The following is a 21,792-nucleotide window of genomic DNA, read 5'->3' on the forward strand; positions in this document are numbered from 1 at the left end:
AACCCGCCCCTCACCCGCGCATGGGCCGTGGGGCAAGCCAATATGCCGCCTCGGCGACAAGGAGAAACCACGTGGCTAACACCAGTTCTCAGAAATTCATCGCGCGCAACCGCGCGCCACGCGTGCAGATCGAGTACGACGTGGAGCTCTACGGCGCCGAGAAAAGGTGCAACTGCCCTTCGTGATGGGCGTGATGGCCGACCTTGCCGGCAAGCCCGCCGAGCCGCTGGCGCCGGTGGCCGAGCGCAAGTTCCTGGAAGTGGACGTCGACAACTTCGACTCGCGCCTCAAGGCGATGCAGCCGCGCGTAGCCTTCACCGTGCCGAACGAGCTGACCGGCGAGGGTAACCTGCCGGTCGACATCACCTTCGAGAGCATGGACGACTTCAGCCCGGCCAACGTGGCGCGCAAGGTCGATGCCCTGCGCCAGCTGCTGGAGGCACGCACCCAACTGGCGAACCTGCTGACCTACATGGACGGCAAGGTCGGCGCCGAGGAAGCGATCCTCAAGGCCATCCAGGACCCTGCGCTGCTCAAGGCGCTGGTCGCTGCCCCGAAAAACGACGCTGAGCCCGCCTGAGGATAACCGCCATGAGCGAATTGAAAGCCCAGAACCAGGCCCAGGCCGGCACCACCGCCGAGGCCAGTGACTTCTCCGCCCTGCTGATGCAGGAATTCAAGCCCAAGACCGAGCGTGCCAGGGAAGCGGTCGAAAGCGCCGTGCGCACCCTGGCCGAACAGGCCCTGGCGCAGACCGACCTGGTCTCCAGCGACGCGATCAAGTCGATCGAATCGATCATCGCCTCGATCGACGCCAAGCTCACCGCCCAGGTGAACCAGATCCTGCACCACGGCGAGTTCCAGAGCGTCGAGAGCGCCTGGCGCGGCCTGCATTACCTAGTGAACAACACCGAATCCGACGAGCAACTGAAGATTCGCGTGCTGAACATCTCCAAGCCCGAGCTGCACAAGACCCTGAAGAAATTCAAGGGCACCGCCTGGGACCAGAGCCCGGTGTTCAAGAAGCTCTATGAAGAAGAGTACGGCCAGTTCGGCGGCGAGCCCTATGGCTGCCTGGTAGGCGACTACTACTTCGACCAGTCGCCACCGGATGTCGAGCTGCTCGGTGAGCTATCCAAAGTGTGCGCGGCGATGCACTCGCCGTTCATCTCTGCCGCCTCCCCTACCGTGATGGGCATGGGCTCGTGGCAGGAGCTGTCGAACCCGCGCGACCTCTCGAAGATCTTCACCACCCCCGAATACGCCGGCTGGCGTTCGCTGCGTGAGTCCGAAGACGCCCGCTACATCGGCCTGACCATGCCGCGCTTCCTGGCGCGCCTGCCTTACGGCGCCAAGACCGACCCGGTGGAAGACTTCGCCTTCGAGGAAAACGCCGACGGCGCCGACAGCAGCAAATACACCTGGGCCAACGCGGCCTATGCGATGGCGGTGAACATCAACCGTTCGTTCAAGCACTACGGCTGGTGCTCGCGCATCCGCGGCGTGGAGTCTGGCGGTGAAGTGCAGGGCCTGCCGGCGCACACCTTCCCCACCGACGACGGTGGCGTAGACGTGGAGTGCCCGACCGAGATCGCCATCAGCGACCGCCGTGAGGCCGAGCTTGCCAAGAACGGCTTCATGCCGCTGCTGCACAAGAAGAACACCGACTTCGCCGCGTTCATCGGCGCCCAGTCGCTGCAAAAGCCTGCCGAATACGACGACCCGGACGCCACCGCCAACGCCAACCTGGCGGCGCGCCTGCCGTACCTGTTCGCCACCTGCCGCTTCGCGCACTACCTCAAGTGCATCGTTCGCGACAAGCTGGGCTCCTTCAAGGAGAAGGACGAAATGCAGCGCTGGCTGCACGACTGGATCCTGAACTACGTCGACGGCGACCCGGCGCACTCCACCGAAACCACCAAGGCGCAGAAGCCGCTGGCCGATGCCGAAGTGGTGGTCGAGGAAGTCGAGGGCAACCCCGGTTACTACACCTCGAAATTCTTCCTGCGCCCGCACTACCAGCTCGAAGGGCTGACCGTGTCGCTGCGCCTGGTTTCGAAACTGCCGTCCGTCAAGGGCGCCTGATATCACAGCGCCGGCCATGAAGGCCGGCCGCTGCACAATCTGGAGGCATCATGGCCGTAGATATGTTCATCAAGATCGGCGACGTCAAAGGCGAAGCCCAGGACAAAGTCCACAGTGGCGAGATCGACGTCATCAACTGGGCCTGGGGCATGAGCCAGTCGGGCAACATGCACATGGGCAGCGGCGGCGGCGCCGGCAAGGTCGACATCCAGGACCTGCACTTCACCAAGTACCTGGACAAGTCCACCCCAACCTGATGATGGCCTGCTCCAGCGGCAAGCATTACCCCGAGGCCAAGCTGACCATCCGCAAAGCCGGCGGTGAAGCGCAGGTCGAGTACATGATCATCACCCTCAAGGAAGTGCTGGTGTCGTCGGTGAGCACCGGTGGCTCGAACCACGACGACCGCCTGACCGAGAACATCACCCTGAACTTCGCCCAGGTGAAGGTCGACTACCAGCCGCAGAAATCCGACGGTGCCAAAGACGGCGGCGCCATCAACTACGGCTGGAACGTTCGCCAGAACGTCAAGCTGTAATGCAACGTGCCCGGCGCCCACAGGCGCGCCGGGCTTGATCTCCGCGCTCGGTACCCCCGCCATGGCCACGCCGCTGACTTCTCGCGATCGCCTGCAACCTTCGTTGCTCGACCGGCTTCTGGACGATGCGCCCGGCCACCTGCAGGAAGGCCCGGAACAGCGGGTACTGAGCCGCACCCAGCTGAAAGCCTCGGTATTGCGAGACCTTTCCTGGCTGCTCAACAGCACCGCCCTGCTCGACGCCGAGGCCAGCCGTACGCTGCCGGCAGGCAGTTCGGTGATCAATTACGGCTTGCCGGCACTGGCCGGCCATAGCGCCTCGGGCATGGACGTGCACCAGCTCGAACAACAGATCCACCGCGCCATCGCCACCTTCGAGCCGCGCATCCTGCCCGGCAGCCTGCGTGTGCGTGCGCTGGAAGCCCCGACCAACGTGGCAACAACGCCCTGGCCTTCGAGATCGAAGGCGACCTGTGGGCAGAACCGGTGCCCTTGCGCCTGTTGCTGCAAACCGACCTGGACCTGGAAACCGGTGAAGTGAACGTCTACTCGGCCGAGCACCGGAGGCGCACGTGAACCCGCGCCTGCTGGAGCTGTACAACCAGGAACTGCAACACGTGCGCGACAGCGCTGCCGAGTTCGCCCGCGAATACCCCAAGATCGCCAGCCGCCTGTCGCTCGACGGCATGGAGTGCGCCGACCCTTACGTCGAGCGCCTGCTCGAAGGCTTCGCCTGGCTGGCCGCGCGCGTGCAGCTCAAGCTCGACGCCGAATACCCGACCTTCACCCATAATCTGCTGGAAATCGCCTACCCGCATTACCTGGCGCCTACTCCGTCGATGACCGTGGTGCAGATGCAGCCCGACGCTCAGGGCAGCGCGCTGGCCACAGGGTTCACCCTGCCGCGCGGCACTGCCTTGCGCGCGCCGCTCGCCGCCGGCGGGCAGACCGCGTGCGAATACCGCAGCGCCCACGAGGTAACCCTCTGGCCGGTGCAGGTGCAACACGCCGAGTACTTCGGCAACCCCGGCGCGCAACTGGGCCGCCTGGCCGCCAGCGAGCCGAACGCGCGCGCCGGCCTGCGCCTGCAACTGCGCACCAGCGGCGAGCTGCCGTTCAACCAGCTGGCGCTCGATGAGCTGCCGTTGTACCTGAGCGGCGCCGACGAGCAGCCGTTTCAGCTGTACGAGCGAATTGCTGGGCAACGCCTGCGCGGTATTCCTGCGCGAGCCGGGCGCCGACTGGGCCGAGCGCCTGCCGGCCAGCAGCCTGCGCCCGCGCGGCTTCGATGACCGCGACGCCGCCCTGCCGGTGGTGCCGCGTGCGTTCCAGGGCTATCGCCTGTTGCAGGAATACTTCGCGCTGCCGCAGCGCTTTCTGTTCGTCGAGCTCAGCGGGCTGCAAACCGGCGTGCGCCGTTGCAAAGGCCAGGTGCTCGAGCTGATCGTGCTGTTCGACCGCCACCAGGCGGCGCTGGAAGGCAGCATCGGCGCACAGCGCCTGCGGCCGTTCTGCACCCCGGCGATCAACCTGTTCAGCAAACGCCTGGACCGCATCCACCTGAGCGAGCGCAACCACGAGCACCAGGTGATTGCCGACCGCACCCGGCCGCTGGATTTCGAGGTGCACTCGATCACCGGCATCACTGGCCATGGCAGCGGGCCAGACCAGCCCTTTCTGCCGTTCTACGCGGTGCGCGACCCGTCCCATTACGGCCACCACCAGGCCTACTACCTGCTGCGCCGTGAGCAGCGCGTGCTGTCGAGCAACCAGCGGCGCAACGGCCCGCGCTCGAACTACATCGGCAGCGAAACCTTCGTCAGCCTGGTCGATGCGCGCCAGGCGCCCTGGCGCAACGACTTGCGCCAGCTGGGTGTGACCGCGTTGTGCACCAACCGCGACCTGCCGCTGTTCATGAACACCGGTGGCCAGAGCGATTTCACCCTTTCCGACAGCGCCCCGGTGCAAGCGGTGCGCTGCCTGGCCGGGCCGAGCCGGCCACGGCCCAGCCACGCCAACGAGAACCGCGCCTGGCGGCTGATCAGCCAGCTTTCGCTGAACTACCTGTCGCTCACCGAACAGGGCCAGGGCGCTTCGGCACTGCGCGAGCTGTTGCACCTGTATGGCGACGACAAGGACAGCGCGTTGCACCAGCAGATCGAAGGGCTGCGCAACGTGACGTGCCAGGCAGTGACCCGGCGCCTGCCGATGCCGGGGCCGATCGTGTTCGGCCGTGGCCTGGAAATCGGCCTGACCTTCGATGAAAACGCATTCCGTGGCACCGGGATCTTCCTGCTCGGTGCAGTGTTCGAGCGGTTCCTGGCGCGTTATGTGTCGATCAACAGCTTTACCGAGACGGTGCTCGACGGCGCCGACCGGGGCGAGGTGATGCGATGGAAAGCCCAGCCGGGCAAGCGCCCGACGCTGTGAAGCCGCAAACGGCGCTGGCCGGCGAGCCCTGGGAGCACGATTTCTTCCAGGCGCTGCGGCGTATCCAGTGCGAGCGCCCGGAGCTGCCTCGGCTCGGCCATTCGCTGCGCCTGGCTGAAGACCCCTTGCGCCTTGGCCAGCGCCCGGACATGGCCTTTGCGCCCTCGACGCTGGCCGCCTGGGTGCCGGGCGAGGATGGCGCACCGCCCAGGCTTGAGCAGCACTTCTTCGGCCTGACCGGCCCCAACGGCCCGCTGCCGCTGCACCTGACCGACTTCATCCGCGACCGTGAACGCAACCTCGGCGATGCCACGCCCAAGGCGTTTCTGGACCTGTTCCACCACCGCTTGCTCAGCCTCTTCTATCGCGCCTGGGCCGAAGCCCGGCCCACTGCCAGCCATGACCGCCCCGATGAGCGACTACTGGTCGCCGCGCCTGGCCGCCCTGCACCGGGCGCGGCATGCCGAGCCTGCGTGGCATCGGGCCGTTGCCGGAAGACGCCAAGCACCACTACGCCGGCCACCTGGCGGCGCAGACCGCTACCCCGACGGCCTGCGCGCGATTCTCAGCGAGTACCTGGGCGTGCCGGTGCAACTGGAAGAGTTCATCGGCCAATGGCTGCCGCTCCCTGAACACAGCCAGCTCGGCCGCTGCCAGCTGGGCGTGGACACCTGCCTGGGCAGCCACGTCTGGGACCGCCAGCATAAATTCCGCATGCGCCTGGGGCCGCTCACTCTGGCGCAGTACCACCACCTGCTGCCCGGCGCGGCCGCCTGGAACGACGTGGCCGCCTGGGTGCGCGAATACCAGGGCCTGGAGCTGGACTGGGAACTGAACCTGGTGCTCGGCCACGCGCACATCCCCGCGCTGCCGCTCGACGGCAGCGGCCGCCTCGGCTTCGACAGCTGGCTGGGCAAGCCTGTGGGCGATGCCGCCGACCTGTTGCTATCGCATCACTACGCCAACGACTTCAAGGAAAGAGACCGTACTCATGAGTGAGATCAGCCGCGCCGCCCTGTTCGGCAAGCTCAACAGCCTGGCTTACAAGGCCATGGAAGCCGCCACCGTGTTCTGCAAACTGCGCGGCAACCCGTATGTGGAGCTGGTGCACTGGCTGCACCAGGTGCTGCAACTGCAAGATAGCGACCTGCACCGGCTGATCCGCCACTTTCAGCTGGAGCCTGCGCGCCTGGCCAAGGACCTGACCGACGCCCTGGACCGCCTGCCGCGCGGTTCCACCGCCAGCGTGGACCTGGCTTCGAACCTGGAAGAGGCGGTCGAGCGCGGCTGGGTGTATGCCAGCCTCTCGTTCGGCGAGCATCAGGTGCGCGGTGCCTACCTGCTGATCGGCGTGCTCAAGACACCGAGCCTGCGCAACAGCCTGCTGGGCCTGTCGCGCGAGTTCGACAAGATCAAGCTCGAAGCCCTCACTGAACAGTTTGGCGCCATCCTCGGCGATTCGCCGGAAAGCGCGCTGGCCGCCAGCGACGGTTTCAACGCTGCCACACCGGGCGAAGCCTCCGGCGCCGTGGCACCTGCGCAGATGGGCAAGCAGGAAGCGCTGGCACGCTTCACCGTCGACATGACCGCCGCAGCGCGTGACGGCAAGATCGACCCGATCGTGGGCCGCGACGAGGAAATCCGGCAGATGGTCGACATCCTCATGCGCCGCCGGCAGAACAACCCGATCCTCACAGGTGAGGCCGGCGTTGGCAAAACCGCCGTGGTCGAGGGCTTCGCCTTGCGTATCGTCGCAGGCGACGTGCCGCCAGCGCTCAAGGACGTCGAGCTGCGCGCCCTCGACGTGGGCCTGCTACAGGCCGGCGCAAGCATGAAAGGCGAGTTCGAGCAGCGCTTGCGCCAGGTGATCGAAGAGGTCCAGGCCTCACCCAAGCCGATCATTCTGTTCATCGATGAGGCACATACGTTGGTGGGTGCTGGCGGCGCAGCCGGCACAGGTGATGCGGCCAACCTGCTCAAACCGGCGCTGGCCCGTGGCGCGCTGCGCACCGTGGCGGCCACCACCTGGGCCGAGTACAAGAAGCACATCGAGAAAGACCCGGCACTGACCCGCCGCTTCCAGGTGGTGCAGGTGCCCGAGCCGAGCGAGGACAAAGCCCTGCTGATGATGCGCGGCGTGGCCTCGACGCTGGAGCGCCATCACCAGGTGCAGTTGCTCGACGAGGCGCTGGAGGCGGCGGTGAAGCTGTCGCATCGCTACATCCCGGCACGCCAGCTGCCCGACAAGGCCGTAAGCCTGCTCGACACTGCCTGTGCCCGCGTGGCCGTGAGCCTGCACGCGGTACCGGCCGAGGTGGACGACAGCCGACGCCGCATCGAAGCGCTGGAAACCGAGCTTGCGATCATCGAGCGTGAAGGCGCCATCGGCATCGACACCGGCGTGCGCCTTGAAAAAACCCAGGCTGCACTGGAGGCCGAACGCACTCGCCTGCTGAACCTGGAGCAGCGCTGGAATGACGAGAAAGCGCTGGTCGACGAACTGCTGATGCTGCGTGCCAGCCTGCGCGAGCGCCATGGCAAGGTGGAAGGCGAAGACACCGAGCAACGCCGCCAACTGCAAGAAGTGCAGCAGCGCCTCGCCGCGCTGCAAGGCGAAAGCCCGATGATCCTGCCCAGCGTCGACTACCAGGCCGTGGCCTCGGTGGTGGCCGACTGGACCGGCATCCCGGTAGGCCGCATGGCGCGCAACGAGTTGCAGACCATCCTCGACCTCGACCGCCACCTGGCCCAGCGCATCATCGGCCAGGACCATGCCCTGAGCATGATCGCCCGTCGCATCCAGACCTCCCGCGCGGGGCTGGACAACCCCAACAAGCCTATCGGCGTGTTCCTGCTGGCCGGTACCTCAGGCGTCGGCAAGACCGAAACTGCACTGGCACTGGCCGAGGCGCTTTACGGCGGTGAGCAGAACGTCATCACCATCAACATGAGCGAGTACCAGGAAGCCCATACCGTCTCCACGCTCAAGGGCGCCCGCCCGGCTATGTAGGCTACGGCGAAGGTGGCGTGCTGACCGAAGCGGTACGCCGCCGGCCGTACAGCGTGGTGCTGCTCGACGAGGTCGAAAAGGCCCACCCGGACGTGCACGAGGTGTTCTTCCAGGTGTTCGACAAGGGCGTGATGGAAGACGGCGAAGGCCGGGTGATCGACTTCAAGAACACCTTGATTCTGCTGACCAGCAACGCCGGCACCGAACAGATCGCCGCGATGTGCGCCGGCAACGCCAAGCCCGACCCGGAAGACATCGCCAAGGCCCTGCGCCAGCCGCTGCTTGAGGTGTTCCCGCCAGCGCTGCTGGGCCGCCTGGTGACCATCCCCTACTACCCGCTATCGCCAGAGATGCTCAAGGCCATCGCCCGCCTGCAACTGGAGCGCGTGCGCAAGCGTGTGGAGGCGACCCACCAGGTGCCGCTGCGTTATGACGACGCGGTGCTGGCGCAGATCGTGGCGCGCTGCACCGAAGCCGAGAGCGGTGGGCGCATGATCGATGCCATCCTCACCAACACCTTGCTGCCGGCGCTGAGCCGCGAGTTCCTGGAGCGCATGCTCGCAGGCCGCGAGCCGGAGGCGGTGAACATCAGCGTGGTGGACGGCGACTTCCACTACCACTTCGGAGCCTGATCCCATGCAGTTGTCCCAGACCACCCGCCTGGCCCAGGTGCACACGCCGCTGGGCGATAACGTGCTGCTGTTGCAGAACCTGAGCGGCCACGAGGAACTGGGGCGGCTGTTCGACTTCAACCTGCAACTGGTGAGCTGGGACCAGAGCCTTGACCTCAACCAGTTGCTGGGCAAGCCGATGACCGTGCAGGTGCAACTGCAAGGCGGCGGCACGCGGCCGTTCCACGGCATCGTTGCGCACTGTGCGCAAAGCGCCGGCCACGGCCAGTACGCCGCCTACCGGGTGAACCTCAAGCCCTGGCTGTGGCTGCTCACGCGCACTTCGGACTGCCGCATCTTCCAGCACCAGACCGTGCCGCAGATCATCAAGCAGGTGTTCCGCGACCTGGGTTTCTCGGACTTCGAAGACGCCCTGAGCAAGCCGTACCGGGAGTGGGAATACTGTGTGCAGTACCGTGAGACGAGCTTCGAGTTCGTCAGCCGCCTGATGGAGCAGGAAGGCATCTACTACTACTTCCGCCACGAAGCCGACCGCCACGTGCTGGTGCTGGCCGACGCCTACGGCGCCCACAGCATGGCCCCCGGCTACGCCGAGGTGCCGTACTTCCCGCCTGACGGGCAGTTGCGCGAGCGTGACCATTTCAGCGACTGGACGCTTGCACGGCAGGTGCAGCCCGGCTCGCTTGAGCTCAACGACTACGACTTCGAGCGCCCCAGCGCGCGCATCGACGTGCGCTCGGCCATGCCGCGCCCGCACACTGCCGGTGACTACCCGCTGTACGACTACCCCGGCACCTACGTGCAGAGCGAAGACGGCGAGCACTATGCGCGCACCCGCCTGGAGGCGCTGCAGGCGCAGTTCGAGCAGCTGGAACTCAACGGCAGCGTGCGCGGGGTGGGCGCCGGGCACCTGTTCAGCCTGAGCAACATGCCGCGCCCGGATCAGAACCGCGAATACCTGGCAATCGGCAGCCGCTACTACCTGAGCCAGGAAGCCATGGAGAGCGGCGCGGGCAGCGACGGCGGCCAGTTCGAGTGCCAGGTCGGGTGCATCGAGGCGCAGCAGAGCTTCCGCCTGCTGGCCAGCACGCCAAGGCCGCTCATGCGTGGGCCGCAGACGGCCAAGGTGGTGGGGCCGGCCGGTGAGGAGATCTGGACCGACCAGTACGGCCGGGTGAAGGTGCACTTCTACTGGGACCGGCACGATCAATCCAACGAGAACAGCTCGTGCTGGATTCGCGTGTCGCAAGCCTGGGCCGGCAAGAACTGGGGCGCGATGCAGATCCCGCGCATCGGCCAGGAAGTGATCGTGAGTTTTCTGGAAGGCGACCCCGACCGGCCAATCATCACCGGGCGGGTGTACAACGCCGAGCAGGCCGTGCCCTACGACCTGCCGGCCAACGCCACCCAGAGCGGCACGAAAAGCCGCTCCAGCAAGGGCGGCGGCCCGGCGAACTTCGACGAAATCCGCATGGAAGACCGCCTCGGCGCCGAGCAGCTGTACATCCACGCCGAGCGTAATCAGGACATCGTCGTCGAGAAGGACGAAACCCATTCGGTGGGCAGCAACCGTGTCAAAAGCATCGGCATCAACGAGCAGGTGTTCATTGGCCAGGATCGCCTTCGCGCGGTACAGCGCAACGACAGCCTGGTGGTGGGCCTGAACAAGCGCGACAGCGTCAGCCAGCAGTACATCATCGAAGTGGGCCAGAACCTGCGCCTGGTGTGCGGCCAGAGCGTGCTGGAGCTCAACGCCAGCGGCCACATCAACCTCACCGGCACCAGCATCAACTTCTTCGCCAGTGGCGACGCGCAGATCGACACCGGCGGCCACTACAACATGAACGTTGGCGGCGACGCCGGCGCCAGCCCTGACGGCCAAGGGGTGCAAGGCACCATCGACGCGGCCGTCGAAGCGCTGTTCAAGAACGACCAAGGTGCCTGACATGACCCTCTACCGCCTCAACGAACTGGCCCTCGACCTGCCGGGCGAGGATTACCAGGACAGCTCGCTCAACGTGCTGCGCTTTGCGGCACTAGGCACCTCGCTGATCATCAGCCGCAGCCCGCTGCCGGCCGATAGCACGCTGCAGGCCACGTTCCTGGAGCAACTGAACAAGCTCAAGAGCCAGGTGCAGGGCTTCCAGGCCACCGAGCCGCAGGCCGTGAGTATCGATGGAGTAGCCGCTCTGGAAGTGCGCAGCCAGTTCAGCCAGGGCGGCAACCGGGTGTGGCAGTACCAGGCCGCGCTGGTGGTGCCGCAGCGCACGCAGCTGCTGGCGCTGAGCTATGTGAAGAACCAGCCGATGGGCGATGCCGAGGCGGCCCACTGGGCTCAGCTCAAGCAGAGCGCGCAGTTCCTCTGAGGCCGGTACATGTCTGACGCCCTCTTCGCCGCCCGCCTGGGCGACGACCTGTTTCACACCTCGTTCATGGCCGACCTCACCTCCGGTGTGCTGGAGCTGGCCGCCTATGCCGCCGTAGGCGCCGCCGCCACCGCACTGGCCGGCGCGGCCGTGGCGGCGGTGGGCCTGACGGTGCTCACGGCAGGCGTGGGCGCCTGCGTGCTCGGCGCCGTGGTCGGCATTGCGGTGGGCGTGGGCATGAGCCTGAGCGGCATGGACACCGGCCTCACCCACATGTGCGACGCCATCGGCAGCGGGCTGTTCCCGCCAACGGTGCAGGCGCACATCGCCACCGGCGCGAAAAGACTTTCACCAACGGCAAGCCCGCCGCCCGCGCTGCCGGCAAGCTCGGTGCGCCGCAGCCGCTGGCCGGCGAGGCGGCGATCAAGCAGGCCGAGCCCAGCTACCTGGACATCGCCAAGTCGATCTTCTCCGAGCTCTGGCAGCCCACGGTCGAACCGGCGCCGCACCCGCTCGCGGTGCCCTGCGACGACGACAAGATTCTCTGCGACAAACACCCGCCCGGCACGCCGCAGTACATGGCACAAGGCTCGAGCAAGGTCGGCATCGAAGGGCAACCGGCGGTGCGCAGTGGCGACAAGTCCACCTGCGAGGCCATCGTGGTGGACGCCGGCAACATCTCGCCCAATGTGCGCATCGGCGGGCCACCGGTCACGGTTCGGCCGATCAAGAGCGGCAAGACCCCAGGCATCGGCCTGGCCTTGACGGTGCTCGCGGCCCTGCGCGGGCGGCCGGGCAAATTCCTCAGCAAGCTGCCGTGCATGATGCTGGGCATGGTCAACGGCTTCGTGATGAGCCAGGTCACCAGCGCGATCACCCGCGCCATCAGCGCGTCGCCCAACCCGGTGCATGCCAGCACCGGCGCCAAGGTGCTGGGTGATGAACAGGAGCTGGACTTCAGCCTGCCGAGCCTGGTGCCGCTGGTGTGGCAGCGCTTCTACAACAGCCATGACGCACGACGCGAGGGCCTGCTTGGCGCCGGCTGGAGCCTGCCGTGGGAGGTCAGCGTACACAGCGCGCCGCTGGACGGGGGCGGCGAGCAACTGGTGTACACCGACGAGCAGGGCCGGCCCATCGAGATGGGCGCCATCGCTCCCGGCAGCGCCACCTACAGCGCAGGCTTCGGCCTGGTGGTGCGCCGCCACGCCAGCGGCGCGGTGCTGATCGAGGGCGACGACGGGCTGTACCGGCTGTTCGAGGCCACGCCCGGCCAGCCGGGGCGGATGCGCTTGGTGTTGCTCGGCGACCGCAACGGCAACCGCCTGCTGCCTGAATACGATGCGCTGGGCCGCCTATGTGCGCTGGCCGACGACAGCGGCCACTGGCGTGTGGAAATCGCCTTCGACCCGGTGCATGCACGGCGCGCCGCCAGCGTCAGCCAGGTGCTGGGTGAGCAACGCGACGTGCGCGTCAGCTATCGCTACGACGCCCAGGGCGACCTGGCCGAAGTGATCGACGCCGAAGGCCGCCTGTGCCGGCGCTTCGCCTACGACAGCGGCCGGCGCATGGTCTACCACCGCCGCGCCGAAGGCCTGGAGTGCCATTACCAGTGGGCCGGGTTCGGCGACCACTGGCGCGTGGTGCGGCACTGGACCGGCGAAGGCGAGCAGTACGATTTCCACTACGACCTGGCCCAACGGCGGATGCACGTGCGCGACGGCCTGGGCCGGGTGAGCCAGCGCCAGTGGAACGCGGCGAACCTGATCACCGACTACCACGACACCCTCGGCCAGCACTGGCAGTTTCGCTGGAACGACGACAGCCAGCTCATCGCCATGCTCGACCCGCAAGGCGGCGAGTGGGCCATGGCCTACGACGCGGCCGGCAACCTCAGCGAACGCCGCGACCCGCTGGGCCGGACCGTCAGCACGCAGTGGCTGGGGCACTGGCCACTGCCGGTCAGCGAAACCGACGCGGCCGGCCACAGCTGGCGCTACCAGTACGACCCGCGCGGCAACCTCAGCGCCGAGACCGACCCGCTGGGGCACGGCGCTCAGTACCGCTACGACGCGGATGGGCTGCCGGTGGAGATCATCGATGCCACCGGCAAACGCAAGGTGTTGCGCTGGGCCGCCAACCATCTGCTGGCCGAGTACACCGATTGCTCGGGCTACAGCACCCGCTACGCCTATGACGCGCAGGGCAACCTGGCCCAGGTGACCGATGCGCTGGGCGAGCGCACCCGCTTCAGCTACGACAGCCATGGCGCGCTGCTCAGCCAGCAGCTGCCCGATGGGCGCGTGGAGCGCTTCGAGCGCGATGCCGCCGGCAACCTGCTGCGCCACATCGACCCGGCCGGCAACGTGGTGCAACTGCGCTACAACGCCCGTGGCCAGGCGCAGGAGCGCATCGACCCGTTGGGCCGGCGCCAGCAATACCAGTACGACGCCTATGGCCGGCTGCAGCGACTGACCAACGAAAACGGCGAGCATTACGGCTTTGGCTGGGACATGGGCGACCGCATCGTGACCCAGGCCAACCTCGACGGCAGCGGCCAGCAGTTCGCCTACAACGCGCTGGATCAAGCCGTACAGGTTACCTGGCAACCCCGCCCGCAAGCCCCGGAAGCGCCCATTGCGCATGAGCTGGAGCGTGACGCCGCAGGCCAGCTCGTCGCCCTGCACACGGTCGACGGCACCACCCGCTACCAACTGGGCGCCAACGGCGAACTGCTCGAAGCCGCGTTCACCGACCTGGCGGGCAACCAGACCACGGCCGCCTTCAGCTACGACGCGCTGGGCCAGGTCACCGCCCAGCAGGGCACAGCCGGCACCCTGGCCTTCGCCTACGACGAGCTGGGCAACCGCCAGCGCACCGGGCTGCCGGACGGCCGCTGGCTGAACCGCCTGTACTACGGCAGTGGCCACCTGCACCAGCTCAACCTCGATGGCCAACTGATCAGTGACTTCACCCGCGACCGCCTGCACCGCGAGGTGTCACGCACACAAGGCGCGTTGCTGGCTCATAGCGACTATGACCGCTGCGGCCGCCTCACCGCGCGCAGCCGCCGGCCGCTGAGCACGCCGCCGCAACTGCCGGCACAAGCCCTGAAGCACCTGCGCTGGGACGCCAGCGACCAGTTGGTGCTGCGCCACGAACAGCGCCCGGCGCTGGACCTGCGCCAACACCTGCACTACGACGCCAGCGGCCGCATCATCGCCAGCCAGAGCAACCTGGCCCACGAACAATTCGCCTTCGACCCGGCCGCCAACCTGCTTGACCCGGCCCACCCCGGCGGCTACGTCAAACACAACCAGCTGCTCACCTGGCAAGACCGGCGTTACCGCTACGACGGCTTCGGCCGCCTGGCGGAAAAACGCAGCGGCAGCCAGCGGGTGCAACGCTTCGAATACGACGCCCAGCACCGGCTGATTGCCGTGCGCGACCGCCAGGGCCTGCGCGAAACCGTCACGCGCATGGCCTACGACCCGCTCGGCCGCCGCGTGGGCAAAACCCACAGCGACGCCAGCGGCCAGGTGCTCAGCGACACGCGGTTCCAGTGGGACGGCCTGAGCCTGCTCAGCGAACAGCGCCACGGCCGGGTGAGCCTGTACGTCTACGAAGACGACAGCTACACGCCGCTGGCGCGCATCGACGGCCAGGGCGAGCAGCAGCGCATCCGCTACTACCACGCCGACCTCAACGGCATGCCCGAGGAGCTGACCGACAGCGACGGCTCGACGGTGTGGAGCGCGCAGTACAAGGTGTGGGGCAGCACGCTGCACGAACAGCGCGACCCGGCGTTCATCGAGGAGCAGAACCTGCGTTTCCAGGGGCAATACCTGGACCGCGAGACGGGGCTGCACTTCAATACCTTCCGGTTCTACGACCCGGAGGTGGGGCGCTTTACTACACCGGACCCGATTGGGTTGGCGGGTGGGGTGAACCTGTATCAGTACGCGCCGGAGCCGATGGGTTGGGTGGATCCGTGGGGGTGGTGCTCTCGGAAACTGGGTCGAAACCTGAAAAACAGGCCCAAAGATTCGGCGGCTCACCATATCGTGGGCGATACCGCTAAACGCGCCGGACCGGCACGCAAGATTCTTCAAAGCCACGGTATAGATATCGACTCTGCGGAGAACGGCGTGTGGCTGCCGAACAGAAATAACAAAGGCAATTTGCCGGGAATTCTTCACAATGGAAAGCATCCGGATGCCTACTTCGACGCCGTCAATAAAAGGATCGTGAAAGCCGAGCGAGCAGGTGGTAAATCGGCGGTACTGAACGAACTCGGGCTTATCAAGCAGGAGCTTCTGGGGGCCCGAGAACCGCCGCCTGGGCAACCGTTATCTGAGGAAAACATATGAAAAAAATTTACCAAGTTGTCGTGAGTGACAAGCACAGGTCTTTCACATTCGAAGACAACGCAGACGACTCCGTAGCCTGGAAAGACTCAGACGCCAAATATGTTCTTGATCACTTCGGCACGCCCATGCCTGCTGAAAAGTTCCCCATGCGCATTGCGCAGGACCCAGCCCAAGCCAAAAAAAAATCTGCGGACGTCAACATACTGGGGGCCGACTCCATCATTGTGTTGAGCGCGCGCGCCCTGGATATTCTCGAAGAAAAGCTCAAACCACTGGGGCAATTTTTCCCACTGCATGAACCTTATATTGACTACGTAGGGTTTCATGTCACCCGTGTAGTGGAAAACTCAGTGATATGGGAGATGTCAAAGTTCCGAGAAGAGAGCGGCGGCAGGATTCTGTATACGCCGACTCTACGAGCAGGCGTTGTCGCCCATGAGTATCTTTTCATGATCCCGGAAGACAGGACCACTCTCTTCTTCTCGGACGATTTCAAAAAAGATGTAGAATCTCATAAGCTAAGTGGCATTGATTGGACGCCTGTCAAAATTGAGGTTTGAAAAATCGAATGCTCTTGCTAAGAGTGGATGAAAAATATCCCGAAAGCCTCGTACTTTTCTACGATCATGACAAAAGCAACGATCTGGTCGATTTCAGGATATGCCAGCCTGTCGAAGGTGACGTCATCGCTCTGTTTACGGGCAAGCCCAAGGCCAACATACAAAAACTGAAAAAAACAGACTTTATAGAAAGTGACGGCCCCTTACTCATCAGCCAAGCGATGGGCGAAGTAATAAAAAAGCATGCCGCACAAATAGAATTGTTTTCAGCTGAAATACGGATCGGCACTGAAATTATCACTGGATACTGCGTATTGAATATCCTGAAGCAAAAACCCTGTATCGATCTCTCTCGCTCAGATTACCGCCCCACTATTGAAGGGATGCCAGAGTACGGCCTGCGCTTCCATCATCTTCATTCGCTATCGGATACCGACCTGGCAAGCGACGGAATTGTGCGTGCGAGTGAATCGCATGGAGAAATATTCGTATCGACAGCACTCGGGGATGCATTGACCCACGCCCAGCTTTCAGGATTTTCGTTGATAGATGCTAGTGCTGGTGTGAATGTCTATTAGGATGGTCCGACACCGCCGCGAATCGCCGGCTATGATTGTTTGGGCTCATGATTGGCCAAGTATGCCGTGCCTGTTGCCTGTTTTTTGCGTCGAAATAACGTGTGACTGAAAATGGGTACTGGAACTGTGGGCAGGACGACGATCTCCGCGTCGCGCGGCACAGCCGCGCTCCTACCTGCTGAATTGCAAGTCAAAGAGCCGATCATGAACCTTGATACCGCCGCCGCAAGAGTTGACCAAGCTCGTACCCTACTGGCCCAGAGCACACTCCGCACAGTTCAGCAGGCAGGCCTCACAGTTGCCTTCTGGAGCAAAAGCCCGGCATATACAACGATGCCGCTGCTCATGGAGCTCTCAGGCTTTGCGCCGGGGCGGGTTTACCGCACCGAACCAAAATCCCGCAAGGGCATCTTTGCCTACTACACCACCCAAAACAAAGTCAGCCGCAGCGAGCAATACGATGCCAAGGAAAAACTGCTGGAAGTTGTGGGCTATGAATACACACCAGAGCGAATCATCAGCAGGAAATTCGACAAACGTGGCACGTGCGAAAGCCTCACGCTAACAGTGCTCGCCGACGAACAACCGTCCTGGGCTTGCCGCGTGGACAGCGACGGAGAGTACTGGTGCTATGAATACACCTGTAACGATGGCAGGGTGCAAAACCTGATCGCCTACGCCTCCAATAGCGTTCCAGGCACTGTGATCAACGTGGAATATGATGAAGAGGCTGTTGCCTGCCTCTGGTTTGAAGGCCCCAGCGGTCGGGTGGATATCTTCAGGAGGATGCAGTGAAAATGGAAACTTTTATTGGGAAAGTAAAGCTCATATGAGTAGGCGCACCGGAACCCCTTAAATGAAGTTGCTACAAAAGTTGAAATCCTCCATCAAAAAGAAAGACAACGCGTTCGTCCTCGACCAGTTGAGCAACGACCCCTCACTCGCCAGGGCCTCTTCAGACCCTGAACTGGGTGAATACCTGCTACACGTAGCCGCCGAAAAGGGTAACCGGGAGGTACTCGAGGCTCTGCTGGCCAACGGCTGCCCAGTGGATGTTCCCTACACGGATGAGGGAAATGCTACGGCGCTGGAAATTGCTGCGGACCACGGGCACCTGGAGGCCTGTGAGGTGCTGTTGGCGGCTGGCGCCAATATCAATGGCCAGCCGGACGGTTTGCTGAGCCCATTGATCGCCGCCACCATTGCCAATCGCAAAGCGGTCGTCGCCTGGCTGATCGAAAAAGGGGCCAGTTTGAACCGGCTGCATGCATGGGCTAACCGGACGGCGCTGGACCATGCCCTGGGTTGGGAACATGAGGCTATTGTCGAGCTGCTCAAGCACGCCGGGCAATGCAGCATTCAGGCCTCGGATGAGCCATCCCAGAGCGCTGAGGGCACTGTCGAGACCTTCATTCACAACACGATTGGCTGGGTAACGACGCAAGCGGTGGTCCCGCAGCCACGGCAGGGTACGGTGGGGTTGAAACTCAGCCTGGTGGAGGCCAAAAACAACCAGAAGGTGCTCTTTACATCGGGCCTGGTGAATCTCGAGCCGAGAATGGAGCTGCTGGTGTGCCTGGATGCTTGTTGGCCACTGCCCTGCGAAGGCATCCCCCAGATCACCCGGCTGCGTTTCCGGTGGAACTGCTGCAACGCCTTGCGCTTCGGCGGCAGCAAGGCGAGTTGTTCAGTGCAGGCCAGGTATTCCTGCCCACTGACCCTGGCTTGAGCGACCTGGCTTGGCCTGATGCAGACCATGCGATGGTATTGGTGGACAAATCCTGGACCGGCCAGCCTTCAGAGCAGGGCGATCAGGATGTAGTGACCTTACTCACGCTGTGTCCGGCGAAAGTGCCGAAAAAGGGCATGGACGGGGTCGAGTTCGCACATAAAAAGCGGGCGGCGAGCTGGAAGTCCATTGCATTGAAGTATGTGTCCAAACGGATGATTTGAGCAGTGGGTGGGATGGGCGCCATCGGGGGCGAATCAGGTCAGGACGCTCCTGGTGCTCATGTATTGAGCGTAGGGGTTCAGGGGACGAGACGTCGCCCGGCAAGCCGGCCTCCCACCACAGATGAGCGTCGCCCGTTAAACGGCGCCCGGCAAGCCGACCCCTCACTAGTTCATCAGGTGGGCGGCCTGCCGCGCGACATACGGGCAACCGCCCATGCTAACCTTGCCGCCCCGCCCTACCCGCCTGAGGCCCCCATGCCCATCACCTTGCGCGACGCCCACGAACCCGACCTGCCCCTGTTGCTCGAGATCTATAACGACGCAGTGCTCAACACCACTGCCATCTGGAACGAACAGCCGGTAGACCTGGCCAACCGCAAGGCGTGGCTGGACGCGCGCCGGGCGCAGGGATATCCGATTCTGGTGGCCGTGGATGAACAGGACCAGGTGCTGGGCTACGCCTCGTTCGGCGACTGGCGGCCGTTCGAGGGGTTCAAGCACAGCGTGGAGCATTCGGTGTACATCCACCCCAGCCAACGGGGAAAGGGCCTTGGCCCGTTGCTGATGGCTGCGCTGGTCGAGCGGGCGCGGGCCTGTGGCAAGCATGTGATGGTGGCGGCGATCGAGAGCGGCAACGCGGCTTCGGTTGCACTGCATAAAAAGCTGGGGTTCGACACCACCGGGCAGATGCCGCAAGTGGGGGTGAAGTTCGGCCGCTGGCTGGACCTCACCTTCATGCAGTTGATCCTCAACCCCGGCGCGCAGCCACCGGGCCGCTGATCAGCGGCCCCAGCCGGCGCGCGGGTCGAATGCCGCGCTCTTTGCGAGCTTTTCCACAGCTCGCGACTGGCTTCGCTGGCCGGTGGCATCACCACTTTCAACTGCACCAGCAGGTCGCCGCGCCCACCCGCCTTGGCGCGCAGGCCATGGCCCTTGGCACGCAGCCGCTGGCCGCTGTGGCTGCCCTCGCGCACGGTCAGGCTGAGCTTGCCGGAAAGGGTCGGCACCTCCACCTTGGCACCCAGTGCAAGCTCCCACGGGGCGACCGGCACTTCGACCACAAGGTCGGTACCTTCAACCTTGAACAGCGGGTGCGGGGCCAGCGTGAGGGTGATGAACAGGTCGCCTGCGGCACCGCCAGCCACGCCCGGGGCGCCCTGGCCCTTGAGGCGAATCCGCTCGCCGTCGCTGACGCCGGCCGGGATCTTCACTTTCAGGGTTTTGGTGACATCACTGGTGCGTTGCCCGGCGGCGTTGTACTGCGGCACCTTGAAAGTGACCTGCTTGGGCTCTTCGGACAGCGCCTCTTCCAGAAACACCGCCAGGTTCAGATCGACATCCTGACCATCGCGCGCAGCGGCGCGGCCCGGGCCTCGGCCGCTTCCGCTGCCAGCGCCGAACGGGTTGCCGGCGCCGCGCTGGTTGCCGAAGATCGCACTGAAGAAGTCCGAGAAGTCGCCAGCCCCCGCACCTGCACCGGGGCCACCACCAAAGCCGCCCTGCCAGCCGGGCGGCGCCTGGAACGGCCGACCGTGCTGGCCGCCGTAACGGCGGATTTCATCGTACTCGGCACGCTTGGCCGGGTCGCTCAGGGCCTCATAGGCTTCGGAGACTTCCTTGAACTTGTCTTCGGCGCCCGGCAGCTTGCTCTTGTCGGGGTGGTACTTGGCAGCGAGCTTGCGGTAGGCCGACTTGATTTCCTTCTCGTCGGCCGTGGGGTCTACACCCAGCACCTTGTAATAATCTTTGAAATCCATGGGAAAACTCACCTCGAAAGGGGCAATGCGCACGTCGGGCGCCCCACAGGCTGGGCGGGGCGAGAAAGTGTGCACGGTCAATGGCTCCAAGATTGGGGCCACCCGCCCGCTTTCAAGGCAGCGGGGCAGAAATAACGGACAACCTGCCTTCGATTCCGTGCCGTGCTGGCATACACTGCGCGGCCGTTTTCCCCAAGGGCAGCATCATGCAGCACACCACCCCAGCCCACGCCTTGGGCATCGACTTCGGCACCTCCAACTCCACCGCCGGCTGGCACCGCCCTGGCGTGCCCAGCCTGCTGGCGCTGGAAGGCGAACGTATCACCCTGCCCTCGGTGGTGTTCTTCAACGCCGAGGAGCGCCGCCCGGTCTACGGCCGCCTGGCCTTGCAGGAGTACCTGGAGGGCTACGAAGGTCGCCTGATGCGCTCGCTCAAAAGCCTGCTGGGCTCCAAGCTGATCAAGCACGACACCAGCGTGCTCGGCACGGCGATGCCGTTCAAGGACCTGCTGGGCCTGTTCATCGGTGAGCTGAAGAAACGCGCCGAGTCCAGCGCCGGCCGCGCCTTCGAGCAGGTGGTGCTGGGCCGTCCGGTGTTCTTCGTCGATGACGACCCGGCTGCCGACCAGGAGGCGCAGGACACCCTCGAAGCGGTGGCACGCAAAGTCGGCTTCAAGGACGTTTCGTTCCAGTACGAGCCGCTGGCTGCAGCGTTCGACTACGAGTCCGGCATCAATGGCGAGGAGCTGGTACTGATCGTCGACATCGGCGGCGGTACCTCGGACTTCTCGCTGGTGCGCCTGGCGCCTGAGCGCCACTTCGACAACGACCGCCAGCAGGACATCCTCGCCACCGGCGGTGTACACATCGGCGGCACCGACTTCGACAAGCAACTCAACGTACAGGGCGTGATGCCGCTGTTCGGCTATGGCAGCCGCATGAAAAGCCAGGCGCTGATGCCCACCAGCTATCACCTGAACCTGGCGACCTGGCACACCATCAATGCCGTGTACGCGCAGAAGTCACAGTTGGCCCTGGCCAACATGCGCTACGACATCGAAGACACCCTGGGCATCGACCGTTTGTTCCGCCTCATCGAACAGCGCGCCGGCCACTGGCTGGCCATGGAAGTGGAAGCCAGCAAGATCGAACTGACCGAGGTCACCCACCGGAATATCGACCTCACACGCATCGAGCCGAACCTGAGCGTGGACCTCACCCGTGAGCTGTTCGAAGCGTCGATCAATGGCTTGCTGGAACGCGTACGCGGCGGCGTGACCGAACTGCTGGCCCAGGCTGGCGTGGCCGCCGGGCAAGTCGACACGGTGTTCTTCACCGGCGGCTCGAGCAGCATCCCGGCCCTGCGCCAGAGCGTTGCAGCCCTCCTGCCACAGGCACGCCATGTGGAAGGCGACAACTTCGGCAGCATCGGCAGCGGCCTGGCTATCGAAGCCCGCCGCCGCTACGGGTAGGAGCTGCAAGCTGCAAGCCAAGAGCAAATCTGCTTTTACTTGCA

13 protein-coding genes and 7 pseudogenes are annotated in these 21,792 nt (G+C 64.7%); 18 read left to right on the forward strand and 2 right to left on the reverse strand.

Features of this window, described 5'->3' with window-relative positions; translation table 11 throughout:
- Nucleotides 1-20 precede the first annotated feature (20 nt).
- From tssB to LN139_RS19550, 10 genes and pseudogenes are all read left to right on the forward strand, one after another.
- Nucleotides 21-580, forward strand: a pseudogene (tssB, locus tag LN139_RS19510) (type VI secretion system contractile sheath small subunit).
- Between the two features lie 11 nt (nt 581-591).
- On the forward strand, nt 592-2,085 hold the full coding sequence (tssC, locus tag LN139_RS19515) for a type VI secretion system contractile sheath large subunit (RefSeq protein WP_236355707.1): 1,494 nt from the start codon (nt 592-594) through the stop codon (nt 2,083-2,085).
- Between the two features lie 50 nt (nt 2,086-2,135).
- A pseudogene (locus LN139_RS19520) lies at nt 2,136-2,623 on the forward strand (Hcp family type VI secretion system effector).
- A 61-nt stretch (nt 2,624-2,684) separates the two neighbouring features.
- Nucleotides 2,685-3,199 (forward strand): annotated as a pseudogene (gene tssE / locus LN139_RS19525) (type VI secretion system baseplate subunit TssE).
- Nucleotides 3,196-5,053 (forward strand): annotated as a pseudogene (tssF, locus tag LN139_RS19530) (type VI secretion system baseplate subunit TssF). Before tssE ends, tssF begins: the two co-directional pseudogenes overlap by 4 nt.
- Nucleotides 5,017-5,409: pseudogene (locus LN139_RS24965) on the forward strand (type VI secretion system baseplate subunit TssG); the annotation flags it as partial. The pseudogenes tssF and LN139_RS24965, both read left to right, overlap by 37 nt.
- Nucleotides 5,410-5,464: 55 nt before the next feature.
- Nucleotides 5,465-6,052: a type VI secretion system baseplate subunit TssG gene (locus LN139_RS24970; protein ID WP_268944883.1), complete on the forward strand. Its 588-nt coding sequence runs from the start codon at nt 5,465-5,467 to the stop codon at nt 6,050-6,052.
- Nucleotides 6,045-8,695: pseudogene (gene tssH, locus LN139_RS19540) on the forward strand (type VI secretion system ATPase TssH). The gene LN139_RS24970 and the pseudogene tssH overlap by 8 nt, the downstream one beginning before the upstream one ends.
- Before the next feature lie 4 nt (nt 8,696-8,699).
- The gene (locus LN139_RS19545; protein WP_236355708.1) at nt 8,700-10,640 is read left to right on the forward strand and encodes a type VI secretion system Vgr family protein; all 1,941 of its coding nucleotides are present in this window, start codon (nt 8,700-8,702) and stop codon (nt 10,638-10,640) included.
- Nucleotide 10,641: 1 nt separating this feature from the next.
- A complete protein-coding gene (locus tag LN139_RS19550; protein ID WP_236355709.1) occupies nt 10,642-11,061 on the forward strand; it encodes a DcrB-related protein in 420 nt (139 codons plus the stop codon).
- Between the two features lie 104 nt (nt 11,062-11,165).
- On the opposite strand, the gene LN139_RS19555 is transcribed toward LN139_RS19550, so the two are convergent.
- Nucleotides 11,166-11,315 (reverse strand): hypothetical protein, encoded by a 150-nt coding sequence (locus LN139_RS19555; RefSeq protein ID WP_236355715.1) that lies wholly within the window; start codon nt 11,313-11,315, stop codon nt 11,166-11,168.
- Between the two features lie 21 nt (nt 11,316-11,336).
- On the opposite strand from LN139_RS19555, the gene LN139_RS19560 reads away from it, so the two are divergent.
- From LN139_RS19560 to LN139_RS19590, 7 genes are all read left to right on the forward strand, one after another.
- The gene (locus LN139_RS19560) at nt 11,337-15,428 is read left to right on the forward strand and encodes an RHS repeat-associated core domain-containing protein (protein ID WP_236355720.1); all 4,092 of its coding nucleotides are present in this window, start codon (nt 11,337-11,339) and stop codon (nt 15,426-15,428) included.
- Nucleotides 15,425-15,988, forward strand: a complete 564-nt coding sequence (locus LN139_RS19565; RefSeq protein ID WP_236355721.1) for a hypothetical protein — start codon at nt 15,425-15,427, stop codon at nt 15,986-15,988. The genes LN139_RS19560 and LN139_RS19565 overlap by 4 nt, the downstream gene beginning before the upstream one ends.
- A gap of 8 nt (nt 15,989-15,996) precedes the next feature.
- A complete protein-coding gene (locus LN139_RS19570; protein WP_236355723.1) occupies nt 15,997-16,566 on the forward strand; it encodes an imm11 family protein in 570 nt (189 codons plus the stop codon).
- A gap of 204 nt (nt 16,567-16,770) precedes the next feature.
- Entirely contained in the window at nt 16,771-17,361 is a 591-nt protein-coding gene (locus tag LN139_RS19575) for a hypothetical protein (protein ID WP_236355724.1), read from the forward strand.
- Between the two features lie 61 nt (nt 17,362-17,422).
- Complete coding sequence (locus tag LN139_RS19580) at nt 17,423-18,295, forward strand: ankyrin repeat domain-containing protein (protein WP_236355726.1); 873 nt, start codon at nt 17,423-17,425, stop codon at nt 18,293-18,295.
- Nucleotides 18,292-18,519 (forward strand): hypothetical protein, encoded by a 228-nt coding sequence (locus LN139_RS19585; RefSeq protein WP_236355729.1) that lies wholly within the window; start codon nt 18,292-18,294, stop codon nt 18,517-18,519. The genes LN139_RS19580 and LN139_RS19585 overlap by 4 nt, the downstream gene beginning before the upstream one ends.
- 255 nt (nt 18,520-18,774) lie before the next feature.
- Nucleotides 18,775-19,299 carry a GNAT family N-acetyltransferase gene (locus tag LN139_RS19590; RefSeq protein ID WP_236355730.1) on the forward strand — a complete coding sequence of 175 codons (525 nt, stop codon included), beginning with the start codon at nt 18,775-18,777 and terminating at the stop codon, nt 19,297-19,299.
- Here LN139_RS19590 and LN139_RS19595 read toward each other — a convergent pair.
- A pseudogene (locus LN139_RS19595) lies at nt 19,300-20,276 on the reverse strand (DnaJ C-terminal domain-containing protein).
- A gap of 206 nt (nt 20,277-20,482) precedes the next feature.
- Here LN139_RS19595 and LN139_RS19600 point away from each other — a divergent pair.
- Complete coding sequence (locus LN139_RS19600; protein ID WP_236355731.1) at nt 20,483-21,748, forward strand: Hsp70 family protein; 1,266 nt, start codon at nt 20,483-20,485, stop codon at nt 21,746-21,748.
- Nucleotides 21,749-21,792: the final 44 nt, after the last annotated feature.

This window comes from Pseudomonas sp. KNUC1026 (genome assembly GCF_021650705.1).
Lineage (GTDB): Bacteria > Pseudomonadota > Gammaproteobacteria > Pseudomonadales > Pseudomonadaceae > Aquipseudomonas.